Below are 15,952 nucleotides of genomic sequence, written 5' to 3' on the forward strand. Positions count from 1 at the left end.
TTAAGCGACAGGCACTGTGTTCAGAAGCTTGTTAATGACCTGGTCCCCGCTTACACCCATGGCTTCGGCCTCAAAGCTGAGGATTAACCGGTGCCTCAGACAATCGTGAGCCACCGCTTGAACGTCGTCGGGGCTGACGAAATCTCGGCCGTTTAACCAGGCGTAGGCGCGCGCTGTGCGGTCCAGGGCAATGGTGCCGCGAGGGCTGGCGCCGTACTCCAGCCATTGGGCCAAGTCGCTGTCGTAGTCACTTGGCCGACGTGTGGCATTGATCAATTGCACAACATACTCTTCCACGGATTCTGCCATGTGCGTGGAAAGAATTTCCCGGCGTGCGGCCATGACGGTTTCCTGGGTCACATGGATGGGCGTTGCCGGTGCTTCCTCGGCGGCCTCCGCACGTGCCAAATGAAGTATACGCCGCTCCGCTTTTACGTCCGGATAGTCAACGGCAACATGCAGTAAAAAGCGGTCCAGTTGTGCTTCGGGTAAGGGGTAAGTGCCTTCTTGCTCTATAGGGTTCTGAGTGGCCATCACCATAAACAAAGGTGGCAGCGGATAAGTGCGGCTGCCGACGCTCACCTGCCTCTCGGCCATAGCTTCCAACAGCGCCGACTGCACTTTAGCGGGCGCGCGGTTAATCTCGTCGCTGAGTACCAGATTGTGAAAAATGGGACCGGGCTGAAACTCGAAGCGCCCTTCTTCAGGACGGTAAATATCTGTGCCGGTAACATCTGAAGGGAGTAGGTCAGGGGTGAACTGTATACGGTGAAAGTCCCCTTCAATGGCTTGCGCCAGCGTTTTGATGGCTTTGGTCTTCGCGAGACCTGGCGCCCCTTCCACCAACAAGTGTCCATCGGCGAGCAGGGATATAAGCATGCGTTCAACCAAATGTTCTTGGCCCACAATTTGTTGATTGAGCCAAGTGTTCAGCGCTTGAATGTCATCGTATACCGGCATGGGGTCCTACTTTCTTAGTGTTGTTGGTTAAAATGTGAGCACGAGTGGCAGCAAAGACCACCAAAAGCGACTGGGTCGGTAGACTCGTTAAGTTGATGGCGGTTCCGTCATTTTTCAATGGGGCACGCATCGTAAAGGTTTTTAATGGTGGGATTCGTGGCTTCTTCCGTTGGTTTAGCTGAGAGAGCCAGCTCAAAGAGCAGCACGACAAGGTAAGTCGTAAACCGGAAAGGGGTCGACAAGTGGCTTTGTGCGAGCCACACTAAAGACAGGCGCTTGCCCGTCGAGGACGATATGAACTGGGCTTCACCCAAGGAGAAACCTAAATTCTACTCCGGAGGGATTTGTGGAAAGACTCATAGCGGACGTTGACACCCCGGCGTTGCTGAAAAAGTTACACAGCTTGGCCAGTGAGTCGCTTGGCGACGAGGAGCTGGCGTCCTGGGAAGAATTCGCTCGGCAGTTCTTTGATCGTTTTTTGCTCAGCGAATGGGCTGGGCGGGAAGTCAAAGATATCTACGGTGCCGTGCACAGCTGTTGGCGCATGCTTAAGCACTACAACCCCTCGGCTCCCGATATTCGCTTATTCAATCCCACGTTAGAAGAAGACGGATGGCTCTGTCCCCATACGGTGCTGCAAGTGCAGCAGAAAGACATGCCCTTTTTGGTGGACTCCATTCGGGTTGAGTTGAATCGGCGCAATATCGCCATTCACAGCATCAAGAGCACGTTGCTGCAAGTGAGTCGTGACTCCGAGCAGAAACTGGAGCGATTGTACCCACCGCCCGTTGCGAACGGGAATGTGGTGCATGAAGGAAAGCGTCCCGTGATTCCCGGAGCCAACCGGGAAGCCCTGATTTATATGGAAATCAGTCTGCACACCGAGCCAAAGTTTTTACGCTCGGTGATACGGGAGCTGCGCGAGGTGTTGAGAGAGGTAGAGGCGGTGGTGTCAGACTACCAGCCACTGCTGGATGTAACAGAAGAAGCGGAGGAAAACCTCCAGCGTGTTTCCCAAGTTCCCTTGAATCAAAGAGTCGACGAGAGCCGCGCCTTTTTGACCTGGTTACGGGACGATCACTTTACGTTTCTGGCGTACGCCGAATACGATTTGGTGAGCAAGAAAGGCATCCAGGAACTGCACGAGAACAAGAGCAAGCGTCTAGGCCTGTTTCGGCTTGAGGATACTCCGCCGGACATCAAAACATTGGACGACGACAAACCGGGTATATCGCAATTTTACCTTTCTCCCAAACTGATCGCGTTTTCCAAATCCGCTACCCGCGCGCGCGTGCACCGTCATGCCTATTCTGATTACGTGGTCGTAAAGCGGTTTAACGAGCAGGGAGAAGTGTGTGGTGAGGCCCGAATCTTAGGGCTCTATACGTCCAACGTCTACACCGTCAGTCCGCAGTTGATCCCACTGATACGCGAAAAAGTGGAGCAGGTCTTTTTGCGTACTGGCCTGGACCGGACCAGCCATGACGGCAAGGCGCTCCGGCAAATCCTGGAAACCTTTCCCAGAGATGAACTGTTCCAGAGCCGGACTTCCGAGTTGTATGAAATTGTGACCGGCGTGGCGTCCATCAACGAACGCTATATGGTGCGCTTGTTTATGCGGCCGGATACCTTCGGTAAATTCGTCAATTGTCTGGTGTATGTTCCTCGGGATTTGTTCAACACGCGTGTCAGAATTCGCATACAGGAGCTTATTGGCCGCTCGATTCAGGCCGAAGAGTTGGACTTCACAACCCATTTTTCCGAGTCCATTCTCGCTCGGGTGCACATGGTGTTTCGCATCGATCCCAACCTGAAGCTTAACTATGATGTGCGACGCCTGGAGCGGGAAATTGTTGAGATTACGCGCTCGTGGGAAGATCGACTGCTCACAGCGCTGGTCGAGGCAAAGGGTGAGGAGCGAGCGACCCAGCTATTGGAGCAGTACGGTGAAGCCTTTCCCGCCGCTTATCGAGAACACTTCGATGCCCGGACAGCGGTGCAGGATATCGACTTCATTACCGCCCTTGGAGATACCCACGATCTGGGCATGAGCTTTTATCAACCCGTGGATGTGGATGCCCGCAGTCTACGCTTCAAAGTCTTCCGTCGCGGTGAGCCGATGGAGCTTTCCGATGTGATTCCGGTGCTGGAGAACCTGGGGGTGAGAGTCGTCTCCGAGCATCCGTACCATATCGTCACACGGGATCACAACTCCGTGTGGCTGCACAAATTTAACCTGTTTTACGACTTGCCGGTTAGAGTCGATGTGCAGGCGGTAAAACACTCCTTCCAAGATGCCTTCGAGGCTGTCTGGCACGGCCATGCGGAGAGCGATGCCTTCAATCGGCTGGTGTTGGGTGCGCGCCTGAGTTGGCGTGAGGTGATGCTGCTGCGCGCGCTGGCGTGCTACATGCGGCAGACGCTCTTTAACTTTACCGACAGCTACATTGCCAGCGCATTGGTCAACCATATGGCCATTACTCGCAACTTGGTGGCTTTGTTTAAGGCTAAGTTTGATCCGCGTTTGAATCGCAGCAGTCGTAACCAAGGGCGCGTGGCCCGCTTACAAGAAAAAATTATCGCCGGATTGGATGCGGTCCCGAACTTGAATGAGGACAGAATACTGCGCCGCTACCTGGCTGTCTTAGAGGGAACGCTGCGCACCAACTATTTCCAAACCAACAGCCTGGGTAGCCACAAAGACTATTTGTCCATCAAACTCAGCCCAAGATCCATTCCGGACATTCCCGAGCCTAGGCCGCTGTATGAAATTTTTGTGTACTCCCCGCGTATCGAAGGGGTTCACTTGCGTGGCGGTAAAGTGGCGCGGGGCGGTTTGCGGTGGTCGGATCGCCTGCAGGATTACCGCACAGAAGTGTTAGGACTGGTAAAAGCCCAGCAGGTCAAAAATGCCGTCATCGTGCCCAATGGTGCTAAAGGTGGATTCGTCTGCAAAAGACCTCCCGCTGAGGGCAGCCGTGCGGCGCTTCAGAAAGAGGCTATTGCGTGTTATCAGATTTTTATTCGAGGCCTTCTGGACATCACGGATAACCTGAAGGGCGATGCTGTAGTGCCCCCCAAAGATGTCATTCGGTTAGACGATGACGATCCCTATCTGGTAGTGGCAGCGGACAAAGGCACCGCCAGCTTCTCGGATATCGCCAATGAAATTTCTCTGGAGTATCAACACTGGCTAGGGGACGCGTTTGCCTCAGGTGGCAGTCAGGGCTATGACCATAAAGCCATGGGCATTACGGCCCGAGGCGCCTGGGTCGCCGTACAGCGTCACTTTCGAGAAGTGGGTGTGGATGTTCAAAAAGAAGACTTTACCGTGGTCGGCGTAGGGGATATGGGCGGCGATGTATTTGGCAACGGCATGCTGCAATCAAAACACATACAGCTCGTGGCCGCCTTTAATCATCTGCATATTTTTGTGGACCCCAACCCTGATGCCAGTTCCAGCTTTGAAGAAAGAAAACGCTTGTTTTCCGCCGAGCGCAGCGGTTGGTCTGAGTACTCGACGCGTTTAATCAGCTCCGGTGGCGGCATATTCACTCGCGACGCTAAATCCATTCGTATTACGCCCGAGATGAAAGAGCGTTTTGATATCAGTGCTGAGGAGCTGGCACCCAATGATTTGATCCGGGCTATCCTTAAAGCGCCAGTGGATTTGCTGTGGAATGGCGGTATTGGCACTTATGTGAAGTCGCGCTCTGAGAGTCATGGGGATGTTGGGGACAAGAGCAACGACAGTCTGCGGGTTAACGGTGAGGAGCTGCGCTGCAAAGTTGTCGGCGAAGGTGGCAACTTAGGCATGACGCAGGCAGGGCGAGTGGAATACAGTTTGAACGGCGGTGCCTGCAATACCGATTTTGTCGATAACGCGGGCGGCGTGGATTGTTCGGACCACGAAGTCAACGCCAAGATTTTACTGAATACGGTTATGGCGGATGGCGACTTGACGGAAAAGCAGCGGAACCGGCTGCTGGAATCCATGACCGACAATGTTGCGCGTCTGGTATTAAGTAACAATTACCACCAAACCCAAGCTATCAGTTTGGCGCAAACCGATGCGCTGAAGCGCAACGCCGAGTATCGCCGAGTGATGAATACGTGGCACAGTCAGGGGCGGCTGGATCGAGAACTGGAGTTCTTGCCCGACGATGAGACGCTCGATGAACGCTACGCGCAAGGGCAGGGGCTAACTCGGCCGGAATTGGCTATTCTGATTTCCTACGCCAAAGTCATTTTGAAAAACGATCTGGCGGAGGCGGATATTGCCAGCGACGACTACGTGGCTCGTTTTGCCTACAACGCCTTCCCGGAAAAACTTCGCCAGCGGTATCCCGAGCAAATTGACACCCATCACTTGCGGTGCGAGTTAGTGGCGACGCAAGTGGCTAATGATCTGGTTAACCACATGGGTATCAGCTTTGCTCAACGCCTTATTGACTCCACCGGTGTTGGTGCCGGTGATGTTGCAAAAGCCTACATCATTGCGCGGGATACCCACCGTTTAAGTGAATGTTGGAAGTCACTAGAGGATTTGGATTATCGGGTGGACGCCAATATTCAAATGGCCCTAATGACAACCATGATGCGCCGTGTGCGCCGCGCCTCCCGATGGTTTCTGCGCAATCGTCGCAGCCATCTTGATCCGGCCGAAGAAGTTGCCAAGTTCGCGCCGGCCGTGCATGAACTCATCCGCAATTTACCCGACTTGTTGCGGGGGGAAGCCCTGCAAGAATGGCAGGCAAGCTGCCAGGGTTTCAGCGAGGCGGGTGTGCCCGAGGCGCTGGTTTCTGAGATCGCTTCACCGGGCTATCTGTACGGTGGTTTGAGCGTTGTGGAGGTGGCGCAACAGCTGGATATAGAGCTGTTGGTGGCGGCCCAAATGTATTTTGACCTGGCCGAGTTGTTACAGTTACACGGCGTAGCGGGGCAGATCTCCGATGTCAACGTTGAAAGCTATTGGCATGCTATGGCGCGGGAGACCTATCTGGATGACCTGGAATCGCAATTGCGCAGTTTGACCAAAGCGTTGTGTCGGTTCGTCACTCCTGAGTTTCACGTGGATGCGGTGATTGAACACTGGAGCCGGCAGCAGTCCTCGCAACTGGAACGCTGGAGGAACATGGCCAACGAAGTTCAGAACAGCGCGGGCAATGATTTCGCAATCTTTTCCGTGGCGTTGCGAGAGCTTTTGGATTTGGTGCAAATTGCACAACACACGGAAACTTTGGATGGCGAGCTGGTTGAGTTTTCGGCTCGAGCTTCTGCATGATGAGGTAAAGCACAGACAATTGGCAGCGCGCCCCAATTCAAACACGACAGGAAGGAGTGGCAAATGAACAGGCCAAAGTTAAACTCAGCTGAACTTTTTCGGGAAAGCTGTTTTGTCGGGGGAGAATGGATAAACGCTGACAGTGGAGCGACCCTGGATGTCGATAATCCGGCGACTGGGGAGGTCATCGGCCGTGTACCGAATTTCAATGCTAAAGATACGGCCATGGCCATTGCCGAAGCTGACAAAGGCTTTCACGTTTGGCGGGACATGACCGCCAGCGAACGCGGTGACCTGTTGTATCGTTGGTACCAACTCATGGAAGAGAATGTCGATGATCTCGGCGCGATTATGACCCTGGAACAGGGCAAACCGCTCGCCGAAGCAAAAGGCGAGGTGCATTACGCTGGCGCTTTTTTTAAGTGGTTTGCTGAGGAGGCACGCCGAGCCTACGGAGAAACCATTCCCGGTGCCAAGCCCGGCCAGCATATTGTGGTTACACGCCAGCCAGTAGGCGTTTCCGCAGCCATTACGCCCTGGAATTTCCCCGCCGCCATGATCACTCGTAAAGCGGGCGCCGCCCTGGCCGCCGGCTGCTCTATGGTAGTCAAACCTGCAGAAGCGACGCCTTTTACCGCACTGGCGCTAGCGCACCTTGCCCAGAAAGTCGGGATACCCGCCGGGGTCTTTAACGTCATAACCGGCCAGCCGCAGCCTATTGGTGAAGCCCTCACCAGCAGTCCAGTGGTGCGTAAGTTGAGCTTTACCGGTTCCACCGGGGTCGGGCGCAAGCTTATGGCTCAGTGCTCCCAGAACGTTCAAAAAGTGTCTCTAGAACTTGGCGGCAACGCCCCGTTTATTGTCTTTGATGACGCTGATTTAGACAAAGCCGTCGAAGGTGCCATGGCGTCCAAGTTTCGCAATACCGGTCAAACCTGCGTTTGCGCCAATCGCTTTTTGGTGCAATCGGGCGTGCACGACCGCTTTGTAGAAAAGCTCTCAGAGGCCATGAAAAAACTCAAGCTTGGTGACGGCTTTGAGGAGGGCGTCAATCAGTCGGCGTTGATCAATCGCGCAGCGGTGGAGAAGGTCCAACGCCACTATGAAGATGCTTTGGGCAAAGGTGCACAACGCGTCGCTGGCTCCGTTCCCGATGGCGGCAACGGTAATTTCGTGGCACCCGTGTTACTCACCGGAGTCACGCCGGAGATGCAGCTTTGTCACGAGGAAACCTTTGGCCCTCTAGTGGGTGTGATACGTTTCGACAAGGAAGAGGAAGCCATTCGTATTGCCAACGATACGCCTTATGGTTTGGCTGCTTATTTTTATAGCCGGGACGTTCATCGAGTCTGGCGTGTTGCAGATGCATTGGAAAGCGGTATCGTTGGTATTAACGAGGGTGCAATCTCTAATCCCACAGCGCCGTTTGGTGGTGTAAAAGCTTCCGGGCTAGGGCGGGAAGGTTCAAGACACGGGATGGAGGAGTACCAAGAGATCAAATATCTGTGCATGGGCGGGGAGTAGCTTTCGCTATGAAGAGATTAGCCCTAATGCCGGGAGACGGCATCGGCGAGGAGGTCATGGACTCGGCGCAAGCCGTTCTAGCTTGCCTGCGAGATAAGTTTGATTTGGCTCTGGAGTGGGAACGCTTGCCCTGGCCAAGTACCCGCTGGCATCACGAACACAACGAAATGATGCCAGCCGACGCACTGGATCAATTGCGCAACTACGACGCTTTGCTGCTCGGTGCATTGGGAGATCCGGGCCCCAGCAGCGACAAGTCACGCTATCGTTTGCCGGATGGCATATCCCTCAGCCCGTTGCTGCAGTTTCGTAAAGGCCTGGACCTGTGGGCCTGCGAGCGGCCAGCTCGCTTGCTGGACGGTGCACCTCAGTATTTAGCTGATGCGCGGGCGAAAGACGTGGACATGCTGGTCATTCGCGAAAACAGCGAGGGTGAGTACGTTAACCAAGGTGGCCGACTGCACCCGGGCACTGCCATGGAAGTTGCAACGCAATTAGAAGTGTTCACCCGAGCGGCCACCGAACGGTTGATCCGGCATGGCTTTCGGCGCGCGCAGGAGCGTTTACAGCAAAGGCGCGAGCAGGGCCGGGAGCGCCAGTATTTGTGCGATTGGGCGGACGCGCGGGAAGCACAGGTGTGCCTGATCACCAAGCGAAATGCCTTGCCAGCCTGGGGCGAAATGTACACTGAAGTATTCGAACTGGTAGCCAGAGAGTTTCCCGATATTGGTGTGCACCATGAACTGGTGGACGCCGCCTGCATGAAGTTTGTGCAGAGCCCGTGGCAATTCGATGTGGTGGTGGCCAGTAACCTGCACGGCGATATTCTGACCGACTTAGCCGCTGTTTTGGCTGGCGGCTTGGGGGTTGCGCCCTCGTGCAATATCAATCCCGATGATCGGCGTTTACCGGCGCTGTTTGAGCCCACCCATGGCAGCGCCCCAGACATAGCCGGGCAAGGTATCGCCAATCCCTCGGCCATGTTACTCACCACCGCGATGATGCTTGAATGGCTGGGTGAGCGGCCGGCCAGCGAAGCCTTGCGCCAAGCGGTGGCCAAGGACTTGGTTAACAGTAAAGACAAACCATCCCGTTCGACCACGCAAATTACCGAGGCGATAACGGCTTGTCTTCCGGACTAGCAAAGCCAGAGCAAACTTCAATGATATAACGTCATGCACGGTGCCCCTAAGGTCACCCGCAAAGCAAAATAGGAGCTCCAGCTATGAGTCATTTGTCTCCCTTAATACAACAAGCCACTGGCGTATGTGCGCACCATGGCGAGGGTGCCTGGCTGTACGATACCAAAGACAACGTGTACCTGGATTTTACTTCCGGCATTGGTGTGACCAGCACTGGTCACTGTCATCCCAAAGTAGTCGAAGCGGCGCGAGAGCAAATTGGTAAAGTGATTCATGCTCAGTACACCACCGTCACCCACGAGCCTCTGCTCAAGCTCAGTGACGAATTGGCGAATGTGATGCCCAGTGGGCTGGACTCCATTGCGTTCAGTAATTCCGGTTCGGAAGCTGTAGAGACGGCGGTTCGTCTTGCTCGCCATGCCACAGGTCGCTCAAACATCATTGCCTTTCACGGCGGTTTTCATGGTCGCACTATGGCGGCCGCCTCCCTGACCACGTCGGGCACAAAAGTGCGCACGGGTTTCCACCCCATGATGGCGGGCGTAGTCGTCGCGCCGTTTCCTCACAGCTATCGATACGGGTGGAGCGAAGAGGAAGCCACGGAATTTTGCTTGCGCGAACTGGACGAGATTTTCCGAACTGAGTCGGCGCCCAGTGACACCGCCGCCATGATCATAGAACCAGTACAGGGCGAGTATGGGTATTACCCGGCCAACCCGGCGTTTATGCAGGGACTGGCCGAGCGTTGTAAAAAACACGGCATACTGCTCATTGCGGACGAGATCCAAGCGGGCTACGGGCGCACCGGCAAGTTTTGGAGCATGGAGCACTTTGAAGTGAAGCCAGACGTAGTGATCACCGCCAAAGGGTTGGCGAGCGGCTTTCCGCTCTCTGCCGTCGCCGCTTCAGGCAAGCTTATGAAACAGGGCTTCCCAGGCTCTCAAGGGGGCACCTATGGGGCTAACGCGGTAGCCTGCGCGGCGGCACTGGCGACGCTGGAGGTGATTAAAGAAGAATCGTTGGTGGAAAATGCACGTGCGCGTGGCGAACAATTGCTTGAACGCCTGGAAGCCTATCGCGACGAGTATGCCTGGATCGACGAAATCCGCGGAAAGGGACTGATGCTGGGAATGGAAATTGCCAATGGACCTCAGCGTCCTCGCCCCGATGTCGCTGAAAAATTAGCCGCGGCGGCAGAGCAGCAGGGCTTGCTCTTGCTGCGTTGCGGTACGCAAGGACAAATTGTTCGCTGGCTGCCTCCATTGGTGGTGAAGGAGGACGAAGTGGATGACGCTGTGAAACGTTTTGGCAAAGCCTTAGAAATAATTTCGGAAACACTATGACACACGTATTGATACTGACTGCCGAAGATGAGCCGGAATTGCCGGGACTGGAAGAGCTTCCAACATCTGTGCAGGTGAGCTACGCTCGGGATGAATCGGCTTTGCGAGAAGGTTTGCAGCAAGCCGATGTGTTGGTGGTGACCGACTTTCGCTCCGGCATGATTGAGCGCTGTTGGCCCAAGCAGCCCAGTGTTCAATGGGTGCATGCCACCAGTGCTGGCGTAGACGCGCTGATGTTTCCCGCTTTGGTGAATAGCGATATTCCGGTGACTAACGCCCGTGGTGTCTTTAATCGGGGCATTGCCGAATACGTGCTGGGCGCAATCCTTATGTTCGCTAAAGACACCTTGGGGAATTTACACAATCAACGCCTGCACCGCTGGCAGCATCGGGAAACCCACTTGATTCATCGCAAGCAGGCACTGATTGTTGGTGCGGGCTCCATCGGCTCGACCGTCGCCGAACTGTTATCCGCTACTGGACTGGAGGTTGTTGGCACAGCGCGTAGTGCGCGAGAAATCAGTGGTTTTAAAGCCGTCTATGCTCAGCATCAACTGCCGGAACTGTTGCCGAACGCGGACTATGTGGTGATTACCGCTCCACTCACTCCCGAGACCAAGGGCTTGTTTAATTCAGATTCTTTTGCGGCCATGAAGCCTAGCGCCTACCTGATCAACGTCGGTCGCGGTCCCATTGTGCACACGGAGGATTTGCTCAGTGCTCTCAGAAGTGGGCATCTGGCTGGTGCAGCGCTGGACGTATTTGAAGAGGAGCCGCTGCCGGAGAATCACCCCCTGTGGGATCATCCCAATGTGATGGTGTCTGCGCATATGGCGGGAGATTTTATTGGTTGGCGTCACGCCCTGGGTGAACAGTTTGTGGACAATTTCCGCCGCTGGCAGGCCGGAGAATCGTTATTCAACAAAGTCGAAAAAAAATAGCCATTTAATGCTGGAGTCCGTATTCAGTTCGAGTTACTAAGGAGTTGCCGATGAAGCAAGACGTGCTGCGAATGACCGCCACAAACCTGCGCGAGCAGTACAACAGCAGGGGACTATCTCCTGTGGAAGTGGCCACGGCTATGCTGGCGCAAATCTCACGAGTGGATAAGGTCACAAACGGGTTTAGCCTTGTCGATGAGGAAACGACCTTGGCCTTAGCACGTCAATCGGAACAACGTTATCAGGAAGGCCGGCCAGTGGGCCTGTTGGATGGTGTGCCGGTCGCCCTCACGGATGTTTTTCTCACGCCTATGTGGCCTACCGTCCGGGGCTCTAGAACCGTGGATCCAGCATCAACATTGGACAAGTCGTCACCTGCCACAGCCGCTTTGGCCCGTCACGGTTATGTACCTATGGGCAAGACCACAACCTCTGAGTTGGCTTGGAAAGCGGTTACCGATAACCCGGTGGATGGCATCACCAACAATCCCTGGGATCCAGACAAAACCAGCGGTGGTTCCAGCGGTGGCAGTGCGGTAGCCGTCGCCCTGGGGATGGCGCCCTTGGCGTTGGGAACCGACGCGGGCGGCTCCATTCGCATTCCCGCATCTTTTTGCGGCGTGGTCGGTTTCAAACCTTCTTTTGGTGAAGTGCCGTACTGGCCTCAGAGCCCGTTTGGTACGCTCTCTCACGCCGGGCCTCTGAGCTGGACGGTCGCGGACTGCGCGTTGATGATGAATGTTTTAACCGAGGCAGATCATCGGGACACCTACGCCATTCCTCGTCGTGGTATCGACTACACGGCCAATCTCGAGGACGGCGTGAAAGGTCTGCGTATCGCTTATAGTCCAAACCTGGGTTATGTGGATGTCGACTCCGACGTGGAAAAGGCGGTTGCACAAGCGGCCGACGTGTTCGCGGAATTAGGTGCCCACGTAGTGCGCGCAGACCCAGGCTTCAGCGATCCTTTACCAGCTTTCGGGCATTTGTTTTATGGTGGAGCGGCCAACGCGTTGCGCGAGTTGGGCCCCAAAAAACGTTCGTTGATGGATCCGGAGCTTGTTAAAGTTGCGGAGAAAGCCGGGCGTTTGAGTATGTTGGATTATTTGGGAGCGCTTAATGAGGCCAGAATGTTGCGCGAGCGCATGGCGAACTTCTTTAACAAATACGACCTATTACTGACTCCCACATTGCCGCTGACAGCGTTTAAAACCGGTCGAGAGGTTCCTCCGGATTGGCCTAGTACTCGCTGGCCCACCTGGACGCCGTTTACCTATCCGTTCAATATGACCGGCCAACCCGCACTGTCGGTGCCCTGTGCGTTTGACAGCGGCGCCATGCCCATTGGTCTGCAATTGGTGGGGAGGAATTACAACGATGCTCTGGTCTTGCAAGCCGGTCACGCATACCAGCAAGCCGCACCACTGACGGACAAGCGGCCATCCCTGTTTGATACTGTTTAGTGACTCACGCTTTTTTGTACGACGCTTAGGAGAACGCCATGGCGCTTAGCAGTCTTGACATCGACATGTACGAATCGGAAGACCCGATCTGGAATCCGGCGCTGCTAACCATTCCGATTCCCGGTATTCGGCGTATGGTTAACATGGCAGCACACCTGGATGATGTGATTCATCTGTCTATTGGCCAGCCGGATTTGCCGGCACCGAAAATTGTCGTGGATGCAGCTCGAGACGCACTGGAAGCCGGACAAACTGGCTATACCATGGATGCCGGGTTACCTGAGCTTTTGGATTCCCTGGCAGCCTATTACGGCGCGCGCAGCCATCGAAAATTGTCGGCGGAAAATATTATTGTCACCACGGGTGCAACCGAAGCCGTGTACTTGGCTTTGACCGCCATGTCGGCACCGGGGCGACAGTTTATTATTCCTGATCCTACCTTTATGTTATACGCGCCACTGATTCGCATGAATGGCGGGGAGGTGGTTCCCGTCGCAACACGCGCGGAGAACAATCATCAACTGGATCCGCAGGAAGTGATTGACGCTATTGAGCCTCAAACTCACGCCATAGTGCTCAATTCTCCCAGCAATCCTACGGGTACCGTATACCCCAAGGAGACGGTAGAGGCCATTGTAGAGGAGGCCGCCTACCGAGGTATCTATGTCATTAGTGACGAGGTGTACGACCATTTGATTTACGACGGCAAAGAATACCCGTCGGTGCTGTCGTGCTGTAGCGACTTGGATCACGTCATGGTCATCAGCAGTTTTTCCAAAACCTATAGCATGGCCGGAATGCGTGTGGGCTGGTTAATTGCCAGCCAGGGGGCGATCAAAAAACTGCGTCGCTACCACATGTTTACCACCACCGTGGCCAACACCCCATGTCAATGGGCCGGCGTGGCGGCACTGCACAGCGGCAAGGATTTTGTGGATGGCATGGTGGCCGAGTACACGCGTCGGCGTGACCGTTTGGTGGAGTTGGTGGCACAAACTCCACATTTATCCGGCTACAAACCCGAGGGTGCGTTTTACCTTTTCCCATCACTACCGGAAGGTGTAAACGGCACCAACGTGGCATTACGGCTGCTTAAGGAAACCGGCGTCTGTACGATTCCGGGAGAAACCTTCGGCGCGAGCAGCACAAATTCGCTACGGATTAGCTATTCCACTTCCATGGAAAACATTGAGCGGGCGTTTGAACGCATTATCCCGTGGATGGAAAAGCAGGACTTTGATTAAAGGTTTGCTAGTCCTAATGTATAGCCAGTGGCTCTGGGTAGTCAGCGACGGAAGTGGGCAAGAGCGTAGAGTGACGCTGAGTGCAAGAAGTAATCGAGGTGTTCAGTAGTGGCGTAAACTGAGGGTCATCCCGCTCGCGATACCCGCGAGCGTAATGCAGTCCGGTATAAATAATCGAATTCACAACTTCGTAAGCGAGCCCTGGCCGCGCAGGGTGAGTGTTCAGCAAACGTCGTAAACCCCTCCCTGGGGACTGCCTCAAAAGGTCCCTCTTTTGAGGCTTGCTGAACACTCACCCTGCACGCCCCCAGTAAGCTGAGGCTATGGCAATCTTTTCTCAAAGAACAAAGGCAAGGATGCCTTAGTTGCAGCAACGGAGGCGATTCGCAGAAGGCTTTTCGAAACTGTCAGAAGAGAGACCTTTCGGCCGGCGCTCCGGTGAGGCAGTCCCTATGGACGACTCACAGGGAAGTGATGAGTGTCCCGAAGCGCCGGGAGCGCGGAGGGACTGGGTTCACGACGTTTGCTGAACACTCACCCTGCGCGGCCCGGGAGCTTGCTTACGAAGCGGTAGTACGCCTTAGCGGGAATGACGATGACTAATGACTTTCGGTAAAGTAAAGGCTACCCTGAGTTTTGAGATTCCCGGAAATAGTGAGCCGACGAGGCGCCTACAAGAGAGTCTCTAAATGCAGAAGGTCCTCTCCCGTTAATTTAACCGTGAACTGCCATGAATGCGGTTTTTGTCAATATAGTCATCTCCCCTGAGGAGTATCAGCGCTGGTACCAGGGCACCGCCCGGGACGTACTTGCCAAAACCGTGGACGGACGCAGCGTGCGCTTTCCCGCGCCCATTCTCCGGCGCTTTGTTACTCGTGAAGGTATTCGCGGCCGCTTCAAAATCACCTTTGATGCGCAAAACCGCTTTCAGGACATTGAAAAAATCGACTAGGGTAGGGTAATCCAGTATCCTAGCGCTTTTGATTGTCGGAATCATTCCATGTACTCCCTGATCCGCAAGCTTCTGTTTTGCCTCGAACCTGAAACCGCTCATGATCTGACCCTGGATATGCTGGGCGCCGCTGAACGTCTTAAACTGTTGAAACTTCTGGCGCCGCGCGTCGATTCACAGCCCGCTGAAGTCATGGGGTTGCAGTTCCCGAATCCGGTTGGGCTGGCAGCAGGCCTGGACAAAAACGGTGATTATTTTAATGCCCTAGGGAGTTTGGGTTTTGGCTTTGTGGAAATCGGCACGGTAACCCCCAAACCTCAACCGGGTAACCCCAAGCCGCGTATGTTTCGACTTCCCGAGCGCGAGGCGATTATTAATCGCATGGGCTTCAATAACAAAGGTGTGGACCACTTGGTGCGGCGGGTCGAACGACGTCGTTACCAGGGTGTACTGGGAATCAATATTGGCAAAAATGCGAGCACTCCTGTGGAGCGCGCCGTGGATGATTATCTTCTGTGTCTCGATAAAGTCTATGATCACGCCGATTACATTACCTTTAATATTTCCTCCCCCAATACACCCGGACTCAGAGATTTACAGTTCGGTGATAATCTGAGCCGAATGCTCGAAGCCCTGAAAAACGAGCAGCAAAAGCGCTTCCATGAGTTTGGGCGCTATGTGCCACTGGCCGTTAAAATTGCCCCCGACATGGATGACGCGGCTATTGAGCAGGTGGCCACCGTCTTGTATGAGCAAGGTATGGATGGGGTTATCGCCACCAATACCACCGTATCCCGCGAAGGCGTAGAAGGCCTGAAGCATGGGGAGGAAACCGGCGGACTGAGTGGTACTCCTGTGCAGGAAAAAAGTACCCGACTAATCGCTACTTTGCATGGCCACCTGGGAGGCCGGCTGCCCATCATTGGTGTGGGTGGAATTATGGACGGCGAAAGCGCCGCAGAAAAAATCGATGCGGGTGCTAGCCTGGTGCAGTTGTACACCGGGTTTGTCTATCGGGGGCCAGCGCTGATCAGAGACGCGGCGCGCGCGGCCGAGCTGGCCTTAAATGATAGACGGGCTAATAGTACAAATTGATTGT

Annotated in this window: 10 protein-coding genes; 9 read left to right on the top strand and 1 reads right to left on the bottom strand. The window is 54.8% G+C overall.

Annotated features, from left to right (window positions below; genetic code table 11):
- Complete coding sequence (locus tag RBH33_RS02880) at nt 1–960, bottom strand: AAA family ATPase (RefSeq protein WP_306730614.1); 960 nt, start codon at nt 958–960, stop codon at nt 1–3.
- Nucleotides 961–1,306: 346 nt separating this feature from the next.
- Between RBH33_RS02880 and RBH33_RS02885 the strand changes: the two genes are divergently transcribed.
- The 9 genes from RBH33_RS02885 to RBH33_RS02925 all read left to right on the top strand — a co-directional run bounded on the left by RBH33_RS02885 (nt 1,307) and on the right by RBH33_RS02925 (nt 15,948).
- Nucleotides 1,307–6,244, top strand: coding sequence for an NAD-glutamate dehydrogenase (locus RBH33_RS02885; protein WP_306730615.1), 4,938 nt, complete (start codon nt 1,307–1,309; stop codon nt 6,242–6,244).
- A 63-nt stretch (nt 6,245–6,307) separates the two neighbouring features.
- Nucleotides 6,308–7,768 (top strand): NAD-dependent succinate-semialdehyde dehydrogenase, encoded by a 1,461-nt coding sequence (locus RBH33_RS02890; RefSeq protein ID WP_306730616.1) that lies wholly within the window; start codon nt 6,308–6,310, stop codon nt 7,766–7,768.
- 8 nt (nt 7,769–7,776) lie between these two features.
- Complete coding sequence (locus tag RBH33_RS02895) at nt 7,777–8,910, top strand: isocitrate/isopropylmalate dehydrogenase family protein (protein ID WP_306730617.1); 1,134 nt, start codon at nt 7,777–7,779, stop codon at nt 8,908–8,910.
- A gap of 83 nt (nt 8,911–8,993) precedes the next feature.
- Nucleotides 8,994–10,253 carry an aspartate aminotransferase family protein gene (locus tag RBH33_RS02900; protein ID WP_306730618.1) on the top strand — a complete coding sequence of 420 codons (1,260 nt, stop codon included), beginning with the start codon at nt 8,994–8,996 and terminating at the stop codon, nt 10,251–10,253.
- Entirely contained in the window at nt 10,250–11,194 is a 945-nt protein-coding gene (locus RBH33_RS02905) for a D-2-hydroxyacid dehydrogenase (RefSeq protein WP_306730619.1), read from the top strand. Before RBH33_RS02900 ends, RBH33_RS02905 begins: the two co-directional genes overlap by 4 nt.
- Nucleotides 11,195–11,244: 50 nt before the next feature.
- Complete coding sequence (locus RBH33_RS02910; protein ID WP_306730620.1) at nt 11,245–12,657, top strand: amidase; 1,413 nt, start codon at nt 11,245–11,247, stop codon at nt 12,655–12,657.
- A 38-nt stretch (nt 12,658–12,695) separates the two neighbouring features.
- Nucleotides 12,696–13,901 (top strand): pyridoxal phosphate-dependent aminotransferase, encoded by a 1,206-nt coding sequence (locus RBH33_RS02915; protein WP_306730621.1) that lies wholly within the window; start codon nt 12,696–12,698, stop codon nt 13,899–13,901.
- A 730-nt stretch (nt 13,902–14,631) separates the two neighbouring features.
- Nucleotides 14,632–14,853: a DUF2835 domain-containing protein gene (locus tag RBH33_RS02920; RefSeq protein WP_306730622.1), complete on the top strand. Its 222-nt coding sequence runs from the start codon at nt 14,632–14,634 to the stop codon at nt 14,851–14,853.
- 48 nt (nt 14,854–14,901) lie between these two features.
- Nucleotides 14,902–15,948 (top strand): quinone-dependent dihydroorotate dehydrogenase, encoded by a 1,047-nt coding sequence (locus RBH33_RS02925; protein WP_306730623.1) that lies wholly within the window; start codon nt 14,902–14,904, stop codon nt 15,946–15,948.
- The last annotated feature ends 4 nt before the right edge of the window (nt 15,949–15,952 follow it).

This window comes from Marinimicrobium hydrolyticum (assembly GCF_030848505.1).
GTDB lineage: Bacteria > Pseudomonadota > Gammaproteobacteria > Pseudomonadales > Cellvibrionaceae > JAVDDU01.